Source organism: Peribacillus sp. NPDC097264 (assembly GCF_050277925.1).
GTDB lineage: Bacteria > Bacillota > Bacilli > Bacillales > DSM-1321 > Peribacillus.
In genome coordinates this window covers 82,699-103,646 of sequence record NZ_JBNNSR010000005.1, presented here as the reverse complement: position 1 = coordinate 103,646, position 20,948 = coordinate 82,699, and the positions used below count along the sequence as shown (strand labels likewise).

22 protein-coding genes and 1 riboswitch are annotated in these 20,948 nt (G+C 39.4%); of the genes, 1 reads left to right on the top strand and 21 read right to left on the bottom strand.

The annotated features are described in order from the left end of the window. Window positions 1-7: 7 nt before the first annotated feature. From glgD to pdxS, 20 genes are all read right to left on the bottom strand, one after another. On the bottom strand, window positions 8-1,114 hold the full coding sequence (gene glgD / locus ACQKL0_RS09335; protein ID WP_427687127.1) for a glucose-1-phosphate adenylyltransferase subunit GlgD: 1,107 nt from the start codon (window positions 1,112-1,114) through the stop codon (window positions 8-10). A 16-nt stretch (window positions 1,115-1,130) separates the two neighbouring features. After that, entirely contained in the window at window positions 1,131-2,297 is a 1,167-nt protein-coding gene (locus tag ACQKL0_RS09330; protein ID WP_402873115.1) for a glucose-1-phosphate adenylyltransferase, read from the bottom strand. Further along, on the bottom strand, window positions 2,297-4,237 hold the full coding sequence (gene glgB / locus ACQKL0_RS09325) for a 1,4-alpha-glucan branching protein GlgB (RefSeq protein WP_402988607.1): 1,941 nt from the start codon (window positions 4,235-4,237) through the stop codon (window positions 2,297-2,299). The genes ACQKL0_RS09330 and glgB overlap by 1 nt, the downstream gene beginning before the upstream one ends. Before the next feature lie 257 nt (window positions 4,238-4,494). Next, window positions 4,495-5,508, bottom strand: a complete 1,014-nt coding sequence (locus tag ACQKL0_RS09320) for a glycoside hydrolase family 15 protein (protein ID WP_427687125.1) — start codon at window positions 5,506-5,508, stop codon at window positions 4,495-4,497. Window positions 5,509-5,777: 269 nt separating this feature from the next. Next, a complete protein-coding gene (locus tag ACQKL0_RS09315) occupies window positions 5,778-6,104 on the bottom strand; it encodes an AzlD domain-containing protein (protein ID WP_402958824.1) in 327 nt (108 codons plus the stop codon). Continuing rightward, on the bottom strand, window positions 6,095-6,832 hold the full coding sequence (locus ACQKL0_RS09310) for an AzlC family ABC transporter permease (protein WP_427687122.1): 738 nt from the start codon (window positions 6,830-6,832) through the stop codon (window positions 6,095-6,097). Before ACQKL0_RS09310 ends, ACQKL0_RS09315 begins: the two co-directional genes overlap by 10 nt. Before the next feature lie 25 nt (window positions 6,833-6,857). Next, window positions 6,858-7,364 (bottom strand): mismatch-specific DNA-glycosylase, encoded by a 507-nt coding sequence (locus ACQKL0_RS09305; RefSeq protein WP_402873129.1) that lies wholly within the window; start codon window positions 7,362-7,364, stop codon window positions 6,858-6,860. A gap of 227 nt (window positions 7,365-7,591) precedes the next feature. Next, complete coding sequence (locus tag ACQKL0_RS09300; protein ID WP_427687120.1) at window positions 7,592-7,813, bottom strand: hypothetical protein; 222 nt, start codon at window positions 7,811-7,813, stop codon at window positions 7,592-7,594. 657 nt (window positions 7,814-8,470) lie between these two features. Then, window positions 8,471-9,085 carry an NAD(P)-binding protein gene (locus ACQKL0_RS09295; protein ID WP_427687118.1) on the bottom strand — a complete coding sequence of 205 codons (615 nt, stop codon included), beginning with the start codon at window positions 9,083-9,085 and terminating at the stop codon, window positions 8,471-8,473. Further along, window positions 9,066-9,827, bottom strand: coding sequence for a sirohydrochlorin chelatase (locus ACQKL0_RS09290; RefSeq protein ID WP_427687116.1), 762 nt, complete (start codon window positions 9,825-9,827; stop codon window positions 9,066-9,068). Before ACQKL0_RS09290 ends, ACQKL0_RS09295 begins: the two co-directional genes overlap by 20 nt. Then, window positions 9,827-10,603, bottom strand: coding sequence for a uroporphyrinogen-III C-methyltransferase (gene cobA, locus ACQKL0_RS09285; protein WP_427687114.1), 777 nt, complete (start codon window positions 10,601-10,603; stop codon window positions 9,827-9,829). Before cobA ends, ACQKL0_RS09290 begins: the two co-directional genes overlap by 1 nt. Before the next feature lie 18 nt (window positions 10,604-10,621). Next, a complete protein-coding gene (locus ACQKL0_RS09280; protein WP_402988589.1) occupies window positions 10,622-10,840 on the bottom strand; it encodes a DUF3906 family protein in 219 nt (72 codons plus the stop codon). Window positions 10,841-10,854: 14 nt separating this feature from the next. Next, on the bottom strand, window positions 10,855-12,483 hold the full coding sequence (locus ACQKL0_RS09275; protein ID WP_427687112.1) for a nitrite/sulfite reductase: 1,629 nt from the start codon (window positions 12,481-12,483) through the stop codon (window positions 10,855-10,857). A 16-nt stretch (window positions 12,484-12,499) separates the two neighbouring features. After that, a complete protein-coding gene (cysC, locus tag ACQKL0_RS09270) occupies window positions 12,500-13,099 on the bottom strand; it encodes an adenylyl-sulfate kinase (protein WP_402958809.1) in 600 nt (199 codons plus the stop codon). Between the two features lie 29 nt (window positions 13,100-13,128). Continuing rightward, a complete protein-coding gene (gene sat, locus ACQKL0_RS09265; protein WP_402873151.1) occupies window positions 13,129-14,277 on the bottom strand; it encodes a sulfate adenylyltransferase in 1,149 nt (382 codons plus the stop codon). A 27-nt stretch (window positions 14,278-14,304) separates the two neighbouring features. Then, complete coding sequence (locus tag ACQKL0_RS09260) at window positions 14,305-15,009, bottom strand: phosphoadenylyl-sulfate reductase (RefSeq protein ID WP_402873237.1); 705 nt, start codon at window positions 15,007-15,009, stop codon at window positions 14,305-14,307. Window positions 15,010-15,176: 167 nt separating this feature from the next. Beyond that, window positions 15,177-15,293 carry a YezD family protein gene (locus ACQKL0_RS09255; RefSeq protein WP_402873240.1) on the bottom strand — a complete coding sequence of 39 codons (117 nt, stop codon included), beginning with the start codon at window positions 15,291-15,293 and terminating at the stop codon, window positions 15,177-15,179. Between the two features lie 168 nt (window positions 15,294-15,461). Next, window positions 15,462-15,569: riboswitch (SAM riboswitch) on the bottom strand. Between the two features lie 240 nt (window positions 15,570-15,809). Beyond that, window positions 15,810-16,346: an NADPH-dependent FMN reductase gene (gene ssuE, locus ACQKL0_RS09250; protein WP_427687110.1), complete on the bottom strand. Its 537-nt coding sequence runs from the start codon at window positions 16,344-16,346 to the stop codon at window positions 15,810-15,812. A 189-nt stretch (window positions 16,347-16,535) separates the two neighbouring features. Continuing rightward, window positions 16,536-17,129 (bottom strand): pyridoxal 5'-phosphate synthase glutaminase subunit PdxT, encoded by a 594-nt coding sequence (gene pdxT / locus ACQKL0_RS09245; protein ID WP_427687108.1) that lies wholly within the window; start codon window positions 17,127-17,129, stop codon window positions 16,536-16,538. A gap of 2 nt (window positions 17,130-17,131) precedes the next feature. After that, window positions 17,132-18,019, bottom strand: a complete 888-nt coding sequence (gene pdxS, locus ACQKL0_RS09240; RefSeq protein ID WP_427687106.1) for a pyridoxal 5'-phosphate synthase subunit PdxS — start codon at window positions 18,017-18,019, stop codon at window positions 17,132-17,134. A 131-nt stretch (window positions 18,020-18,150) separates the two neighbouring features. Between pdxS and ACQKL0_RS09235 the strand changes: the two genes are divergently transcribed. Next, on the top strand, window positions 18,151-19,578 hold the full coding sequence (locus ACQKL0_RS09235; RefSeq protein WP_427687104.1) for a PLP-dependent aminotransferase family protein: 1,428 nt from the start codon (window positions 18,151-18,153) through the stop codon (window positions 19,576-19,578). Between the two features lie 13 nt (window positions 19,579-19,591). Here the strand turns inward: ACQKL0_RS09235 and ACQKL0_RS09230 are convergent, their stop codons facing one another. Continuing rightward, the gene (locus ACQKL0_RS09230; protein WP_427687102.1) at window positions 19,592-20,926 is read right to left on the bottom strand and encodes a D-serine ammonia-lyase; all 1,335 of its coding nucleotides are present in this window, start codon (window positions 20,924-20,926) and stop codon (window positions 19,592-19,594) included. Between the last annotated feature and the right edge of the window lie 22 nt (window positions 20,927-20,948).

Below are 20,948 nucleotides of genomic sequence, written 5' to 3'. Positions count from 1 at the left end.
ACCTCCATTAAATAACTTCTGCTTTCTTTATTACAGTTGGTTGTTGTAGGCCAATTACTTCTTTATCCCGTGTAATTCTAACTTCTTTATCCGTTATAATATTTTCTACGACTGCCCCTTCTTCTATCTCACCTTTTTGCATGATGATGCTGTTCTTTACGACTGCCCCTTTTTTCACCTTGACTCCTCTGAATAGAATACTGTTTTCAACTGTACCTTCAATATTACACCCATTGGCAATCAATGAATTAGTAACCTTGGAGGATTGTGTGTATTTAGCCGGAGCCTCGTTTTTAATTTTGGTATAGACATCCCATGTATCCCCAAAGAAAGTCCGAATGACGGCAGGATTCAAGAAATCCATATTACTCGAATGAAAACTTTCAATAGAATGTATGAACGGCATTTCTCCAGTGAAATGATAGCCTTTAACCGTAAAACGATGAAGATTGGCTTTAACCGCATCTTTCAAGAAATCGTATTCCCCATTGGCAACACAGCTCTTAATCAAATTGACCAAAAGGCTTTTACTGATAATGAAGGTTTCTAGACAAACATGGTCTCCCGGTTGAGGTATGGTAAAAAAGCTAATGTCGGTGATGGCGCCATCCGAATTCACTGAACATTTGTGGTAGATGGGTTTTTCAATGGACTCTCCCACATAATCTTTATAGACGACAGTGATATCCGCTTTCTCTTTTTTATGGTAAGAAAGCACTTCGTTAAAGTCCAATTTACAAACATGGCATCCAGGAGATATGATGACGGTGTCGGCATCTGCCCGCTCAAAAAAGCTGAGATGGTCATAAAATTGTTTCATGTCTCCAGTGACCGTTTCATCAGGATGTATAGGTGGCAAAATGAATAATCCACCTGAACGCCGGTCTAAGTTCCATTCTTTCCCTGATCCTAAGTGGTCCATAACAGAGAGGTATTTTTCCTTTGGAAAGACAGCGACCTTTGAAACATCCGCATGAATAAAGTTCGACATTGTGAAGTCGATTAGACGGTATCGTCCGCCAAATGGCACAGATGCCACATTACGGTGAGCAGTCAATTCTTTTAAATGTTGTTTTTCATTAATTAAATTGATGATTCCTAACACATTTTCCATTGCAGCTCCCCCTTGATCAATTAAGAGTTATCTTTTTTTTATTTGAATCAGTAATGGTCTGATTTTCTCCAATTAAGGTAATGTCAGAAGTCACGGTTGAATTACCTACCACTGCTCCGTCTTCAATCACGCAATTACTTGCTATGATACTTCTTTCAATGTGGACATTATTGCCAATGGTGACATTCGGCATTATGACCGAGTCTTTTATGGTTGAGCCAAATCCAACCTTGACATTATAGGATAAGACGGAATGGTCAATGTTCCCATAAATCATGCAGCCTTCATTCACGAGCGATTGTGTGACTTCCGCTTCTCTCGAAATATATTGTGGCGGATGATTAGCATTTCGGGCGAAAATTTTCCATTGCGGGTCATCTAACTGGAAATTAGGGTTTTCTTCCAATAAGTCCATATGGGCTTGCCATAGGCTCTCAACCGTTCCAACATCCTTCCAATATTCATTAAATCGATAAGCATACAATTTCTTTCTATCTTCCAGCATCTTTGGAATGATATTGCTGCCAAAATCATTGGAAGAATTCACATCTTTTTCATCATTTATAAGATATTTTCTTAATGTTTTCCAGTTGAAAAGGTATACACCCATTGACGCCAGATTACTCTTCGGGTATTTTGGCTTTTCATCAAATTGAGTGACCCTATCACCTTCATTCGTATTCATAATGCCGAAGCGGCTTGCTTCCTGCCAAGGTACTTGAATCACTGCTATAGTTGCCTCAGCAGATTTTTCGATATGATAGTCCAGCATTTTGCTATAGTCCATTTTATAAATATGGTCGCCTGAGAGGATTAACACATGCTCAGGATCATAGTTATCGATATACTGAATATTTTGATAAACAGCATTAGCTGTACCCTTATACCATTCCCCACCCTCTTTTCCTTGATAAGGGGGAAGGACAGAAACGCCACCCACATCTAAATCCAAGTCCCATGCTTTTCCGTTTCCGACATAATCATTAAGTATCAATGGCTGATATTGAGTCAGGACCCCAACCGTATCGATACCGGAATGAGTGCAGTTACTTAATGGAAAATCTATGATTCTATATTTACCACCGAAAGGAACTGCAGGTTTTGCCAATCCAATAGTTAATTCACCTAACCTTGAGCCTTGACCTCCTGCCAATAACATCGCAATCCACTTTTTTGCTCCCATTATTCGTTCACTCTCCCAGCCCTTTTTTTTGTTTGCTTCATAAAAATTGAAACCCCTAATGGAGGAACTGTAATATTCATACTGTATCTTTGGTTATGATAAGGTTCTTTTTTTACATGAAGAGGTTCTTGATTGATTTGTCCAGACCCTCCAAAGGTAAGGTCATCACTGTTAAATACCTCCATATACTTCCCTAGAGATGGGACACCAATTTTATGCTGATAGTGTGTCTGCTCTGAAAAATTACAAACCACGATACAATAATCTCCTTTTCGCTTACCTTTTCTCATAAATGTAAGAATGCTCTGGGAACGATTATTGGGATCTATCCATTCGAAACCATCCTGTACGTGGTCCTGTCGCCATAAAGATGAATGTTCTCGATAAAATTGTTGCAGGGTTCGAAAATAAAGAGCTAACTTTGTATGGGACTCATACTCCAAAAGAAACCAATCCAACTGTTCATCATCTTTCCATTCAATAAACTGTCCAAATTCCCCGCCCATAAAGAGAAGCTTTTTTCCTGGGTGCGTCATGAAATACCCGAGGAGCAAGCGCAAATTAGCAAACTTCTGCCAATAGTCTCCCGGCATCTTATTCAATAAAGACTTCTTTCCATGAACCACATCATCATGAGAGAAAGGCAAGACGAAATTTTCTGAAAATGCATAATGAAATGAGAAGGTTAAGAGGTTATGATGACTGGGTCTATCACTTGTTTCCAATTGCATATATCGGAGGATATCATTTGACCATCCCATATTCCATTTATAATTAAAGCCTAGACCTCCTATATCAGTTGGAGAAGTAATAAGGGGTCTATCTGTTGCTTCTTCAGCCATCATTAAGGCATTAGGATACTTATCAAAAATCACTTCATTCAATTTTTGTAAAAACCGAATCGCTTCTAGGTTCTCTTCCCCGCCATATTGGTTTTTAAGTTTTACTGGCAAGGGATTATCATGATTCAAATAAATCATGGAAGAAACGGCATCCACACGTACACCATCAATATGGTATACATCCATCCAGAACATCACATTTGATATGAGAAAACTAATAACCTCTGGTTTCGTAAAATCAAAATTAAATGTTCCCCATATTGGTCGATTAGCTCGATCAAATTCAATTGGTTCATAGAGTGGAGTACCATCAAAACAGCTAAGACCATGGGAATCCTTACAAAAGTGTGCGGGAACCCAGTCTAATATGACACCTATCCCTTTTTGGTGGCAAAGGTTCACCAAGTATTTAAAATCATTTGGAGATCCAAAGCGGCTATTTACTGAATAATAACCGGTCACCTGATATCCCCATGATTTATCGAAAGGGTGTTCCATTATGGCCATCAGTTCAATATGGGTAAATCCATTATCAACCACATACTCTACTAAGCTATCAGCCAACTCTCGATAGGTATAAAACTCGGACATCGCTGTCTGTCTCCATGTACCAGGGTGCACTTCATAAATGGACATGGGTTTTTGATAAACATTTCCCTTTTTCCTATCACTCAGCCATTTCGAGTCAGCCCAATCGAAGCTATTCAAACCATGGACAATGGAGGCTGTATCTGGTCTCTTTTCAGAATAAAAAGCATAAGGATCTGCCTTTAGAAATTGCTTATTTCCCGGTGAATGTATTTCGTATTTATACAAATCACCTTCTTTTAATCCAGGTATAAATAATACCCAGATACCGGAATTATCGATACGTTTCATAAAATGATCTGTACCGTCCCAATTATTAAAGTTTCCCACTACTGAAACTTTCTTGGCATGAGGTGCCCAAACCGCAAATCTTACACCTTCTATACCTGATGATGTTAGAATATGCGCCCCAAGCATTTTATAACTTTCATAAAGCGTACCTTCATGAAATAAATATAAATCAAAGTCACTTGGATAACTATCTTCTAGTTGGCCAATCATTGTCTTCATTTATCCGCCTCCATCAACATGAACAATATAAACTCGATAGCATATTCGTATCAATAAGTACCAGTTAATATATATATTCGTTAAACATGGCATTTATCCTTCAAACAGAGGCGATATATTGTAATAAATGCCCTTTTTGCACTACCTTTAAACATTTTAATGGAAGAATACCCAATAAATGTAATAAAATATTTCCCCCAAAATAAATGTAAGCCCTTCCCTTGATGGGAAGAGCTTATTTTCATGCTCTAAATGACTTATTTAATTTTTTCATTCTGCATCATATTTGTTTTCTCCAAAAATAAATATGATAAAGAAACTGACCAAGCTAACGGGGTATTTCCGTTAGGGACGTCTCTTCCTCCAATATATAATTCGGGCACCTCCCAATTTAAAGGAATGATTTTTTTTGTTTTATCAATATAATCCATCGCCTTGTTCACCATACCTAGTTCAAGGTAGCAAAGTCCAATCCAAGGGAGCCCGAAGCACCATTCGGCTTCTTGCCCTTCATTATAATAAAGATCCTTCTCGTAACGTATACAACCGTAAGTCCTTTCAAGACGATTCGTAACATTCTCTAAAATTTTCAGGGCAGTATTTCGATCAACTAGACGGTATGGATAAATTAATGATAAAAGGGCAAGATCGGTTTCCTTCGTATAGCTTTCTCGTGGAAGCAGGAAACGAAGAGCTTCCTCTCCCTTCTTGATTAATTCTTCCTTAACGGTCACAAGCATTTTTACGGAAGTTAAACCGGCTACACAAGCTCCAATACTTGATGCATGTATTTCAATATTCTCTTCCCACATCCCATTATCTCCGGCCTGCCAATATTGAAGACACTCAAGATAATCGACTAACTTTTGCACAATTTCCAAGTCATGTTCATCTCGTATGACCTTTTGCCCATTCCGGTAACCTTCGCCAACCCCCCATAAAAAAGCACCAATTGAATCATTCTGGGCATGGCCCCATACAACTGGAAGTTCTTTTAAATCAGTGGAGTACCGAGCATGAATATATTCAAAAAGATATTGAGGTTTTTTTTCGGTATGAATGTCTATTTTCCATTCATACATACGAAATATATCAAATAATGCATGATAGGCATTCATATATCGATCGGATGAATCAGTTAAAAAAGGTAACACTGTGTAAACTACATCCCTAACCCATACATAATTATAATCTTCAGAAAGACTTGCTGTATATGCCCCATTAGAAAGACGCATACGATCAAGGACTTCTAAGGCTCCATTTATATTCATTACTTAAACACCTCCGTAGCAATTTGCTTATTTCCATTATTAACAGCCATTCAATTATTAAACATTCATCCAATCTTTAAAGCGCTTACAATACGAATTCTTTTATTATAGAATATGTAAGCCCGCGCGTTTTTGATAATCAAGCTTCCTAAACCTTTTAAGTTAAGATAAATCCCCACCCAATTATCACGCACCAAAAAAACCAGTGAGGCGAACCTCACTAGTTATATCGACTCATTCAATAAAAAGTTAGTACTTTTTAAACTTTTTTAAAAGAATATTCTTAATGCCATTAATGAAAGAACTCCTCCAAGTACGGTAATTAGTAAGCTTCGTGTGAAAATGGCTATTGCAAATGTAGGCAGTGCAGCAGCTAGGCTCAATAAATTTTCCCTTAAAGAAAACGATTGATCCACTAAAAGAAGTTCCTGAGCAAGTAGGGCAGCCATGACAGCAACAGGAACATGTTTCAGCCAATTGATGCCCCACTCAGGAATATGCATTTTGCTAAGTAACACTAATGGTAAGACTCTAGGGATGACAGTAACGATGGCGGCCCCTAAAATCACATAGAAAATATATGCGTTTATTTCCACCTTTCAATCACCACCCCTATGGTTGATGCTATTATTGTTGCCACGATGACACCTGTGCTTCCAGAAAAAACAAAGCTTGAAGCCACTACAATTATGATGGCACCGAGAGCTACCAAACAGTCAAGAAAATACTTTTTATGTCTTAAAATCTGCAAAACAAGAAGCCCAATAAACATTGCAGGCAATGCAAAGTCCATGCCATATTTCTCGGGATTGGGAATCCATTGCCCTAAAAAGCCCCCTGCCATGTTTGCCACGAACCAATTAAAGTAGGCGGCAACATTCAGACCTAACATCCATTTAAAATTGATGGCTCTATTTAGCTGTGCATGATTAATGGCAACGCCAAAAGTCTCATCTGTTAACAAGGCACCTGTTAGTATATTTTGCTTCGTTGTTTGATGACGGAAATATGGTGCCAATGCCGCACTTAGTAAAAGATGGCGGCTGTTGATGAAAAAGATCGTAAAAACAATGGCAGAGATCGGGTGACTTGCCGCAATCATGCCTGACGCTATAAATTGACCGGATCCTGCATATAATAAGAGGGAAATAAGGGCAATTTCCACCATGCTTAAGCCCGATGTTTTTTCGACTACCCCAGCCGCAAAGCCGATACTTAGATATCCCAGTAAAGTTGGGATACAGTCCTTCACCCCTTCCCAGAAACTTTGCCCTTCATTGACATCTGTATAGATACGCTCTTCTCCCAAACTATCCTGCCTCATAAGTCTCCGCCCTTATTATGTATTTTCACTTCTTCAAAAGCTCCGGCAATTCTCGATAGATTTCAATAATATCCTCTATCCTCATCCTAACCAAACCGCTTGAAGATGGGGCTACAAATTCCATCGTTTCCTTCGACAAAGGATCTTTCTGTAAGCCCCATGGAACGTCTCGTTTCTGCCGATACTCTTGATATACTCCCTTACCGACGAAACAAACAATCCTAGGCTTGAAAAGCTTTATCTTTGCAAGTAGTTGTTTTCTTCCCTCTTTGTATTCTTCTTTAGTGATATCGGCAGCCCCTTTTGTCGGTCTAGAAACAATATTAGTAAATCCAAAACCCAACCCTAATAAAGCGAAGTCTTCAGAAGGATCGTATTTTCTTTCGGTTAATCCAGCTTCGAAGAGAATCTTCCAGAAGCGATTATTTGGATTGGCATAATGATGTCCTGTCTGTCCTGAACGGATACTAGGATTGAAGCCAACAAACAGGATATCCAAATTTTTCGCTAGGTGATCGGGTATGCTGTACATTTTAAAACTCCTTTTATAACGTTAAGTTATCTCTTTTATATTATTGTACAAAACTGTAAAATATTTAACTACCTTTTCAGATGTTTTTATCTCGATAATAAATCCATGATGACTTAAAAAGGCAAAACTCTTTATAGATCGACCTATAAAAAAACAGCCATCCATTCAGATGACTGATTCTTTAAGAAGATTACTGGTCAATCTTGACACATAAATCATGGAATGGTTTAATCATTTTCTTTATTGTCGTGTTTGTTTTTTCGTTCCTGACACGTCTCATCTTGCTTACACTCTTTCTCCTTTTTTTTCTTGAGTGTAGCGTTGAACTTGTTATTGACTGTGAAGATATACCCGGGAACGATCTCTAATGAAAATGAATCGCCAGCCCGAAACCGTGCTAGAACTTTGCCTAGCCTTGAGCCTGTTGAGTCTTTTGAAAAAATGGACATTGATGTACCCCTTTCTTATTTAGCCTCAACAATAGTATATGGATACCTTGTCTCATTCGATTGGACTTATTATAGTAAGAAAACTTCTTAAAAGGGAAGAAACTAAATTCCTCGTATAAATGAACTGATTAAATTTTAGAATGAGGTTTCCATGGAATGCAAAAAACAACCACAAGGGTTGTTTAAGAGTCAATTCGCTTAGGCTGAATATGTTCCTAGCTTTTTTGCTAAAGACAGTTTTGTGACTCTATGGTAGATTCCGAGACAGCCTAAAAAGACATGTATTCCATTTCCCCTGGAAACCATGCGATAGACTATATTCTTGTCTACAATACCAAGGTTGATAGACGAGGCCACTGAAACAGCGGTGGTTCCAATTCTGATAAGGGACGGATAACATGCTAAACTGAAGCAACTGCTGGAGTAGTTCAAAACATCAATTGGAGTGAAGATGAACTTTCCCATGACTGTTCCAAGTGAACCATCTATTCATTCTTGAAAAACTGATGAAAGCTAACACGATGAACTTTCCCATGACTTCCTCCCCATTAATACACTGACCTTATATACACCATTCATGTATAGTCAAAAGAGGCACCTTGCAATGATAAATTATCATTGCAAGGTGCCTTCCTTTTCTCTGATGAGCGCAATCTATTAATCAATTTCAACCGGCATAAGACTCACTAAAAATCGATATCTTTCCTTAACGGAATGCTTATACAACACGTCGATTGAATTTTTTAACAACATGGATTTTTCTGTTTTTGAAAATGAACTGCTTTTTATATGCTGTCTTGCTTCGAATAGGAATTCGAGATAATCCTCATACGATTCATCATATACTTCCTGTAAATCATTACGGATCTGTTTAGCTAGCTGAGGGCTTGCCCCATTTGTGGAAACACTGATTGAAAGCTTTCCTCTATGTAAAGTTGCCGGAATGTGGAAGTTTGCCATCTCGTGATTACTGATGACATTGACGAGTTGATTTTCATGAGCATTTTTGTAGATTTCTTCATTAACCTTGGATGAGTTGGTTGCGGCAATGATTAAAAAGGCTTCTTGATAATCCGATGCTTCCACCTCTTTACGAACAACATGAACGGCCCCTTGTTCTTGAAGTTGCTGGAACCCTTCACAAATCTCAGGACTTATCACAGTGACAATAGCTCCTGCTTTTATTAAAGGGTTAGCCTTAAAAAAGGCTATTTTACCGCCGCCGATAATGACGCACTTTTTATTTTCGAGATTAAGCGTAATCGGATACATAAGCACTCTCCCCAGATAATTCCTGAATTCTATCTGATATTGCTTGTTCAATCTTAGGATGATAGCCAAGATAAGGACAAAGGACAAATTTCTTGTCGCTGTTTCTCTGGACTTCCGATATTGCCCTTTCCATCGATTGCATTAAAAGACCAGTAAACAATAGATAAGGGATTACGAAAATTTGGTTTACAGGAGTCGAATTCGCTTTTAACAGTGCTTCTCCAAAGCTTGGTGACGCCGCTGTCAAATAACAGTCCTTCACTCTAGTGTTTGGTATCCTGTTTTGAAGTGAATTGGCTATATGGCCTAAGTCTCTTTTTACATCAGGATCACTGCTTCCCCGCCCAACCAATAAAACAAGTGAATTTTCCGTTATCTTTTCTTTTGTTTCTACCAAACGTTCCTCTAAGATATCCACCATTCTGTCACTGACCCCTATTGGCCTACCATATTTCATTTCCACATCAGGAAATTGGTTTTTCATTTTACGTAAAACCTGTGGAATATCATGTTTAGCGTGCGCAGCAGTTAATAAGAGAATCGGGATCGCTTTAATTTTTGTTGCTCCCCTGTATACACAAGCTGCATATGCTTCTTCTATGGTCGGGCTTTCCAATTCCAGAAAGCAATACTCTTGAATAACATTGGGGTGTCGTTTCATACAAATTCGAATAAAATCGATAGCTTGCGCGGAAGCCTCTTTAACGCGACTACCATGACATATGTAAAGAATCGCTTCCATTAAAAGGCCTCGTTAGCCAATAACTTTTCGACTTCCCTTGGTTCGAACCAATTAATTTTCCCACTTAAGTTAACTACTTCTCCAACGACGATCATACAGGGATTTGAGATTCCTTCGTTTTGGACAGTTTTTAGTATAGTGCCTAATGTACCGATAGCCGTCTTTTGTGTATCCAATGTCCCCCAATGGATTAATGCTACAGGTGTCTCTGGGCTTTTCCCATGTTCCAAGAGTTTTCCTTGAATATACGGAAGGTTCTTAATACCCATGTATATCGCCAATGTATCGATGCCTTTAGCAAGCGATTCCCATTTGATGTTATCGTCTTCACCCTTTTTACGATGACCGGTTACAATGGCAAATGATGATGCATGGTCTCTATGGGTAACCGGAATACCTGCATAGGCCGATGCGGCTATGCCAGCTGTAATGCCCGGTACTATTTCAAAGCGTATTCCATTTTCGACAAGAGCCTCCGCTTCCTCTCCGCCTCTACCGAACACAAAGGGATCTCCGCCCTTTAATCGGGTGACCACCTTACCCTTTTTTGCATATTTGACGAGAAAACGATTGATTGTTTCTTGTTGCAAGAGATGGTAATCCGGCAGTTTTCCACAATTAATCAATTCTACGCCATCTTTGGCATGAGTCAACAACTCTTTGTTTACAAGGCGGTCATATAAAATAACATCAGCTTCCTGAATACATCTTAACCCTTTTACTGTAATTAAATCTGGATCTCCGGGACCGGCTCCTACTAGATATACTTTCCCCATTTTGCAATCCGCCTTTCCTCAGAGTACTGTTTCGAAATTCGTTAAAACGAAACCTGCTCCATTTTTAATTTGTTTCTTTTCATATAATGATACGTCATTAACCATCGGCATTTTCAAAAACCGTTTTTCCAGCTCGATATCGACAAGCTGGAAAGCCATTTCATCTGAATCTGCGGCAATGACGACATGACATAATTCATTCTTAATTGTAACTTCAAAGCGATAAAGATTCATCATTTTTTTACCTCTTTTTAAACAGCAATCATGCTCGCTAAGACATTATCCAGTTTATTCTGTAATTCCGACGTTCCAACCCGTTCAACAAATTCAAGAAAACTTTCCGAGGGAAGTTTTTTGTCTTTAAAATAAAGAATTAGCTCTTTCAAGACATGATAAAGTTGTTCCGCTTCCACTTTTCCTTTTAGTTTTTCATTGAATTTTCCGCCAGCATTTAATGTTCCGCCCACGTATATTTCGAAAGCCTCAACCATCTTTTTATCTTGGTTTTTCATTTTTATCCCTTGTAATCCTATATCAGCAATCGCTCGCTGGCCACAGTTATTAGGGCAGCCAACCATATGCAGCCTTACCGGAACATCTAAATCAATTTCCTTATCCAATGTTTCGGCAATGGTTTTCATCCTGTTTTTCGTTTCAACAAGTGCTAGGTTACAATATTCTATACCTGTGCAGGAAACGGAGTAACCGAGAAATTTCTTGGGCTCGTATGGAAATCTTTCAAAGATTGTTTCCTGTTTTAAGGCTTCCAGATTTCCATCCGATACATTCGGAATAATCAGGTTTTGTGAATTACAATTCCTGATTTCCCCATTTCCATATCTTTTAGCTATTTCGGCGAACTCGATAACCTCTTCGGGCGTTAGTCGACCAACTGGAATATTGACACCCACATAGTTGAGGCCTTCCTGTTTTTGTTTATGTATGCCGTAAAAATAACCAGCATTCCATTCCTTCAACGCACTTTCTCCCTTGTCAGGTAGCGGCCCAGTGTATTCCAGTACTTTTTCCGTGAATTGTTCAGGGCCCCAATCAGCAACAAGAAACTTCAAACGTGAACGGTGGCGTTTTTCCCGGTATCCGAAATCACGAAAAATCGTTGTGATCGCTACAGCCACTTCTACCGTTTTCTCAGGTAAAACGAATAAATCCAGTTCTTGTGCCAGCATAGGGACTGAGGATAGACCCCCACCAACTTTCACATGAAAGCCGACTTCTTCTTTCCCATCTATGACCTTTGTTGCCGGATTAAAGGAAACGCAATTGATTTCGGAGTTTGAAGCATTATGTATATTAGCACTGACTGACATTTTATATTTACGTGGAAGGTTCGAAAAGTCTTCATTCATTCTGAAGTATTCAAATACATCCGTAAGGACTTCCCGCGTATCGAATAACTCATCTGGATCGATTCCAGCTAGAGCGTTGCCGATAATATTCCGTGTTATGTCTCCGCAAGCACCCGCTGTTGTCAATCCTACCTGATCTAGACGATTTAATATATCAGGGACTTGCTCTATCGTCAACCAATGAAATTGTATAGCTTGCCGTGTAGTGATGTCATAGACATCGTGGCCATAATCCTTAGCAATATTTGCAAGGGTGATCTGTTGGTCGTATGTGAGAATCCCTCCTGGAATCACAACACGCATCATCCAATAACCAGCTTCTTTAGGACGTTGTAAGTAAAGACCTGCCCATTTGAACACATCCCATTCTTCTTTAGGGATGGAGTCGAATCCATTTGCCGCGTAATGAGGAATATCGTCAAAAATCTTCAAAGCATCTTTTTCCAGTTTCCGAATTTCCATTTTGTTTTTGGCAAGCGCTGGATTGTCCGCCCAAATCTTCTCGTACACCATTTCTTTTCCCCCTAGGTTAAATCGCTCTCTTTGTTGTCAAATAGTCTATAACCTGTTCGACGCACTCTTCTACACTAAACTGACTGGATTCCAATACGATTTCCGGATGTTCCGGTTCTTCATATGGAGAATCGATTCCAGTGAAATTTTTAATGATACCTTTACGCGCCTTGTCGTAAAGACCTTTTGGATCACGGACTTCACATTCTTCAAGTGGACATTTTATGTACACTTCAATAAACTCGCCTTCTCCAAGCAGGTCCCGAACAATTTGACGATCTGCACGAAAAGGTGATATAAATGCCGTTAATACGAATTGACCACTGTCCACGAAGAGCTTGGATACCTCTCCAATCCGTCTAATATTTTCTGTGCGATCTTTTTCTGAGAAGCCTAAATCCTTGTTAAGTCCATGACGGATATTATCCCCATCCAAAACATAATTTCGGATATTCCGATTATACAACTCTTTTGCAACAGCATTGGCGATCGTTGATTTCCCAGAACCTGAAAGCCCGGTAAACCATATCACCGTGCTCTCATGACCGTTTTGCTTCCGTCTAAGTTCCTTCGTTACCGATGCATCATGCCAAGTTACATTAGTACTTTTACTCATGAGGATCCTCCTTCTAAAACTTACAATAATTAGTTATATACCTCGTTCTTCTTAAGCCCTTCTATCAATACTTCGATTACTTCTTTGCGGCTGAAAGTGGCTGGTGGAATTTCCCCATTCCGTAACATTTCCCTAACCTTCGTCCCAGAAAGGATGACGTGATCTTCTTTACCATGCGGACATGTTTTTGCAGAAGCCATATTCCCACATGTTTTACAATAGAAGCTATGTTCAAAGAATAATAATGTTATCCCTAACTCATCAGAAGTGAAGTTCCCGAAGATCTTTTGTGCGTCATACGTACCGTAATAATCGCCCACACCTGCATGGTCGCGTCCGACAATGAAGTGAGTACATCCGTAGTTTTTACGAACCATTGCATGAAAAATCGCTTCTCTAGGTCCTGCATATCGCATGGCTGCTGGGAATACCGCAAGTGAGACACGGTCCTTTGGATAATACTTTTCAAGTAATACTTTATAGCTTTCCATCCGAACGTCAGCAGGAATGTCATCGGACTTCGTGGCACCAACTAATGGGTTTAAGAATAATCCATCCACTATCTCCAATGCTGTTTTTTGAATATATTCATGGGCACGGTGAACGGGGTTTCTTGTTTGGAAACCGACAACCGTTTTCCACCCTTTTTCTTCAAATGTTTTTCGGGTATCAACTGGGTCTAAATAATGATCCTCGAATAATGGACGCTCGATCCGTTTAATAAGCTTGATTTTACCACCTACATATACATCGCCACGATTATATAGATTTTTTACACCTGGGTGATTCTCATCATCCGTTTGATAAACTAAAGTTGCCTCCACTTGCTTATCAGGTGTAAATATATCGGAAACGGCAAGGACTCCATAAGTTTGGCCCTCATGAGTTAACTTTACTTCTTCTCCGATTGTAAGAGCGTTTGCCACATCAGCGGAAAGTGGTAATGTAATAGGAATACTCCAGACATGCCCGCTGCTAAGCCTCATATCCTTTACTACTGTTTGATAGTCTTCTTTTGAAAAGAATCCCTCAATGGGGCTGTATGCTCCAGTCCCTATAAGTTCCAAGTCGCTTAATGAGATTTCATCAATTTCAACGGATTGTTCTATTTTAGTTAAATCATAGTCTGGTTCAAAGCGATTGATTAATGTTCCTCCGTGCGGCAAGCTAATGGTCATGCTGATTTCCCCCTGAATTTTTTATAATTATGATAAATGTAATCCGCATTCTGTTTTTTGGGCACCTTGCCATCGTCCTGAACGAAGATCATCAGCATTAATGGCAGGTGCTGTACATGTTTTACAGCCAATACTTGGATATCCATTATCATGAAGCACATTATATGGTAAGCCATTTTTATGCGCATAACGCCATACATCTTTCCATGTCCAATGAATGAGCGGACAAATTTTGATAGATTTGAATTTGTTGTCCTTGTTTATATATTCAGTCAATGCACGGGTTTCCGATTGCTCCCTGCGCAGTCCCGAGAGCCAAGCCGTCGCTGTTGATAATACTTCAGTGAGCGGCGTAATTTTGCGGATGTTACAGCATTGATTTGAGTCATGAAGCCATAATTCATCACCAAATTCAGCGGCTTGTTCTTCCAATGTCATTTCCGGTTTCTTCATTACAATGGAAAGCCGTGGGTAACGATTTTTCACTTGTTCGATTAATTGGTAAGTCTCAGCGAAATGAACATCCGTATCCAAGAATACGATTTTGGCGGAAGGATTAACCTTTGCCAGCAAATCTGTCAGTACAATTCCTTCAATCCCAAAACTACAGGCATAAATGAGTTTATCTCCGTACTCTGAATTTGCCCATTCCAATACTTCTAACGCGCCTTTTGTATCGCTATCTTCCGGGAACGAAGGTAATGTCGCTGTATCAATATTTTCATAGTCCACTAGCTCTGCCAACTCTATACCCCCTTTTAAGAATCACCCTATGGTACAGCAGATATCTTTGAAAGCCTTTGAAACACCATTTCTTATAATGAAAAAGGCGGCTTTAACCAATAGTTTCCTATTTATATCAGCTAAATCCACCTCTAGTTTTCTAGTCAGCAGTCCATTTATTTAATTCTCAATTTTTCGTTTCTTTCCATTTGTATAACCTTACCGTCCTGAACGATAAGGGTTATGGATCCATATTTCATAGTTTTTAGCATTTCTTGCAGCCTTTCAAATATTTCCCCCAGCTGATTTTCCTTTTCCAAGGCTATTCCTCCTTTAAGAAAACTCGTCGACTAGCTTGTCGTAAGATGATCAGCTTGTAAATGAATTCCCCCAAATTAATAAAATCAATCAGAAAAATCCTTCCATGCCAAGATGGAAAGATTGATAAGGTAATCTTATTTACCTTATCTTCCAAAATGATGACATTTTGTTGGATGTAGCACCTTGCATTCATGATGCAGGTTGCTGGACTTCAAAGGGCCAAATCCCTCCGTCGCTCTTGATAAGTTTTATTATTTTAAATATTAACACATATCAAATCATTGTCAATGGAGTTTTCATATAAATTAACTTGGTTTAATATTTTGGTTTAACTTCAATTATTATACACAAATAGTTCAAGTTTGTTACAGTGATTTGTTAAGCCAGTAAAAAAGGTTCATTCATCCTGAACAAGCTTGAATAAACCTTTAAAGTAGCCTATAACTTAACTCGTTGATGGGAAGGGTCAAGATAAAAAGAAGAAATCATCAATTTCTTCTTTTTTGTATGGCTTCTACAAATTCCTTTACTTGACTCTTTGTACGATCAAGTAATTCCACTTCCTTAATCGGATGTTTTGGATTCTGCTTATCGATTTCTTTATCCACAAAGTATAACCCCTGCATCGGTTCCCCTTTTAATATTGATATAAGAGGTTTCAGCGCATAATCTATAGCCAATAAATGCCTGTTGCTTCCCCCAACCATTATGGGCAAAACTGGCTTATCCTTAAACGCGCCCTCGGGTAATAAATCAATTAGAGCTTTCAACACTCCTGTATAAGATGCCTTATAGACAGGTGAACCAATAATGATACCATTAGCTTGCTTAATCTTTTCTGAAAGTCTTAGAATATCCTCGCTATCATAACGACCTTGGAATAAGTCGTTTGCAGAAAACTCGGTAATAGAATGATAGTTCGTTGTAAATCCTTCTTTTTCCACCAACGTTTGGATATATTTTAATGAAATATCTGTTCTTGATGGTATAGCAGGGCTGCCTGATAAAATTATAATTTCGCTCATATCTATTCCTCCTGTATGTAAAATCTGCAAAGGATCTGGGTCCTTTCCAGTTAAGCAACTTCAATTAATTATCTTAATTATCAGAAAAATAAAAGTCAAGTAACTTAATTGGAATTTATATTTTTGAAACACTAATAAGAATCGTATTATGCCATTGACTAAAAATCCTGCCCCGTTAGGGCAGGATTTTTAGAGCTTTTCAACTCTATTGATTGAGTCTTTCACCATTTTTAAAAAAAGTTGTATAAATCGTTGATCACCGGTCAGTTCTGGATGAAACGAACTGACAAGAACCTGTTCTTGTCTAGCCGCCACTACTTTCCCGTCATAATTTGCTAATATCTCCACATCTTCACCTACGCCAACGGCAAAAGGTGCTCTGATAAAGACACCCATGAAAGGTTCTTCCATTCCTTTAACTATAAGGGGTGCTTGAAAACTTTCCCTCTGACGACCAAAACCATTTCTATTCACTGTAATATTGATAAAACCAAGATGGGGATGTTCCAAACTAACCATTTCCTTTGCCACTAATACCATCCCTGCGCAAGTACCGAAAATCGGTTTTTTTTGTTCGAAAAATGCCGTAATCGGCTCCATGAAACCATAATGGTCCATTAGTTTTCTCATAGTGGTGCTTTCTCCACCCGGAATGATTAGGCCATCGATATCCTTTAACTGTTCTGGGTTCTTAACTAATATCGCATGCTCACCGGCTTCCTTGATTTGGTTCATATGTTCATCTACAGCACCCTGCAAACCTAAAACACCTATGGTTACCATGTTTACCATCCACGCTCCTGCATTCTCTCAGCTGGGGCCAACTTAGAAATATCAATTCCTTTCATCGCGCTTCCCAATTCTTTAGACAACTTGCCTATTAAATCATAATCGGTGAAGTATGTAGTTGCTTGTACGATGGCAGCAGCGAATTTATCGGGATTTTCCGATTTGAAGATTCCTGAGCCCACAAATACACCGTCTGCCCCAAGTTCCATCATCAGGGCGGCATCTGCAGGAGTCGCAATTCCACCTGCTGCAAAGTTTACTACAGGTAATTTCCCTGTGCGCCGGATTTCCTTCAGAACTTCATAAGAAGCACCAATACTTTTTGCTTCAGTCATTAATTCATCCTCGCTCAGCATGCATACTTTACGAATTTGAGATTGAACTTTTCTCATATGCCGTACAGCTTCCACAATGTTCCCTGTCCCAGGTTCTCCCTTCGTCCGAAGCATCGAGGCCCCTTCGCCGATACGTCGGGAGGCTTCCCCTAAATCCCGGCAACCACATACAAAAGGTACTATATAATCGCTTTTCAAAATATGATATTCTTCATCGGCCGGAGTCAGTACTTCACTTTCATCAATGTAATCCACTCCCATGGATTCCAAGATTCTCGCTTCCACAATATGACCGATCCTTGCTTTAGCCATCACTGGGATCGAAACAGCTTTCATCACTTCCTCCACGATCCTTGGGTCGGCCATCCTTGCCACACCGCCTGCAGCACGAATATCTGATGGTACCCTCTCAAGAGCCATGACAGCCACCGCCCCCGCCGCTTCAGCAATTCTTGCTTGCTCTGCATTTATGACATCCATGATTACGCCACCCTTTTGCATCTGCGCCATTCCTCTTTTAACTGTATCGGTTCCTACAAGCTTTTCCATTCTTCTTCCCCCTAATATTTGCATAATTAAGATTTGTTCATTAGTATAAGAAATAGTTGACCACATTGAAAGTGTCAGTTTTAATGAAAATGATAGGGTCAGATAGAAACCACGAAAAGGGCGGTAAAAAAATGGATATGCTAGCATGTAATTTAAACCGTATGGATGAAGTGCCATTATATGAACAGTTATATTCACACATAAAAACGGAAATTGTAAATGGGCGGCTCCCTTTTGGTACAAAGTTGCCTTCAAAACGGAAACTAGCCGAATTTCTCCACATCAGTCAAAATACTGTCGAGACAGCATATGAGCAATTATGTGCTGAAGGCTATGTTGAAGTCATCCCACGAAAAGGGTATTACATTCAAACTTCCGAGGATTTGGAATACACACAACCTGTGAATGCCCCAGTCGAAAAGACGGTCAATAACAAGAATGATTTCCTGTTTCATTTTCACCCCAGCCAGATAGATACAGAAAACTTTCCTTTTGAAAAATGGCGTAAATATACAAAAAACACTATAGACATATCAAATCAAGAACTCCTTTTACTAGGAGACCCTCAAGGCGAATATGAGTTACGTTGTGAAATTGCCCATTACCTGTACCATTCTCGCGGAGTCCGGTGTGTGCCCGAGCAAATCATTATCGGTGCAGGGCTGGAGATTATACTGCAACAGCTGATACTACTGTTTGATAAAAAAACAGTATATGGTGTCGAAGACCCCGGATACCATTTAATTTTGCGGCTTCTGAAAGGCTATCCAAATGATGTGTATCCACTAGAAGTGGATGAAGAAGGCGTGAAGGTGGATAGAATCGATCAATCCAATATTGACGTCCTTTATATAACCCCTTCTCATCACTTTCCCTATGGAACGGTTTTGTCCGTTAACCGACGTAGTCGCTTGTTGAACTGGGCTCAAGAGACGGAAAACCGCTATATCATTGAAGACGATTATGATAGTGAATTTCGTTATAGTGGAAAAACGATTCCCTCTCTACAAAGTTTGGATGCTGGTGATAAAGTGATTTATTTAGGATCATTTTCTAAATCATTGATTCCTTCTATTAGGGTCAGCTATATGGTTTTGCCTCTCGCTTTACTAGAAAAACATAAAGAGGAATTATCTTTTTACCATTCAACTGTCTCCCGAATCGATCAACATATTTTGACACAGTTTATGAGAGAAGGAGATTTCGAGAAACATTTAAACCGAATGAGAAAAGTTTATCGTAGAAAGTTGGAAAAGGTTTTGGAACTATTTAAACCCCATCATCAGCAGATAACGATAATTGGCGAGCGATCAGGACTTCACATCGTCCTCATCGTTAAAAATGGTATGAATGAAGAGGATCTTATCCTAAGAGCTTCAAATGCTAATATTAAGATTTACGGACTATCTTCCTATAGCATTCAACATAAGAAAGAAAGTCCACCCAAAATCATTCTTGGTTTTGCAGGAATTCCTGAGAAGGAACTGGAAAAAGCCATTCAACTATTGCTGGTTTCATGGGGATTCGACACAAAAAAAGAAGTTCAGAATGGTTACTGAACTTCTTTTTTTGTTACATTCTTGTTAAGTATCTTTCCATCATTTCTTTCGGGACCATACTTCCCCCTGTAGCCCATATGATGTGCGTGGACTGATTTAACCTTCCTGTCAATCCTTCCTTAATGATATACTTTTCTCCTTCTTCCCTACTGAATATTTGAACCGGTCCATATGCTCCTGCCAGGGCTGATGGCTCTAAATAATAAGCTTCCGTTTTAGCCATCATTCGAAGGAAGTCAAATAATCTTTCGTCCCCAATCGTGAAACTTCCACTCAACATAGAGTCCATCATATTCGAAACCAACTTGGAGGGTCTACCGACTGCCAGGCCATCTGCTTCCGTTTTATTATCCACCCCAAAATCCTGCACGGAAACTTTTTCATGAAGTCCTGTTGCCAACCCGAGCGTCATACATGGTGAATGGGTTGGCTCTGCGAAAAAGCAATGAACATTTTTTTGAAAGGCCAGTTTAAGCCCATACGTTATCCCTCCTGGGCCTCCACCCACACCACAAGGTAAGTACACGAACAGAGGATGTTCTTCGTCAACTATAATCGACTTTTCATTCAATTGCTCTTTTAGCCGTGTTGCGGCCGTTGCATAACCAAAAAGTAAATCGACTGAATTTTCATCATCAATAAAATGACAACTGGGATCGAGAGAGGCCTGTCTGCGCCCCTCCTCAACGGCTTTACTGTAGTCCTCTTCATATTCCTTTACGATGACACCGAGCGACCTGAGTTTATCCTTTTTCCACCGCTTGGCATCAGCTGACATATGAACGGTTACCTTAAACCCAAGGTGGGCACTTATTATCCCAATGCTTAAACCTAGATTCCCTGTCGACCCGACAGCAATGGAATAGTGTGAAAATAACTCTTTATATTCATCACTGGCCAATAATTCATAGTTATCGGTTTCTTTAAACCCCCCATCTTTCATCGCTATTTCTTCCGCCCGTTTTAATACCTCATATATGCCACCTCGAGCCTTGATGGAACCGGAGATCGGTAAATGACTGTCACACTTAAGCAGTAGTTTACCTGGGATGGCAATTTCATAGATTTTTTCCATTCGACTCTTCATGGAAGCTATTTCGACTAATGGAGATTCAATGATTCCATTCATGGGTTTTGTTTCCGGAAAGGCTATGGCAATATACGGAGCAAACCTATTCAATCTTTCTTCTGCCTCTTTCACCTTTGCTGCTTGAACAATTGGATGATCAAACATGCTTGTGTAGTTCGGATTTAACCAGAAAGTTTCTTCAGTGTCCATTAGTTGTTTAAGTAATGGATTTTCCTTCCATTCTTTTTTTATCAGTCCCGCAACTGTATGTTCTTTCATGACACCCCTCCAAATAATGAAT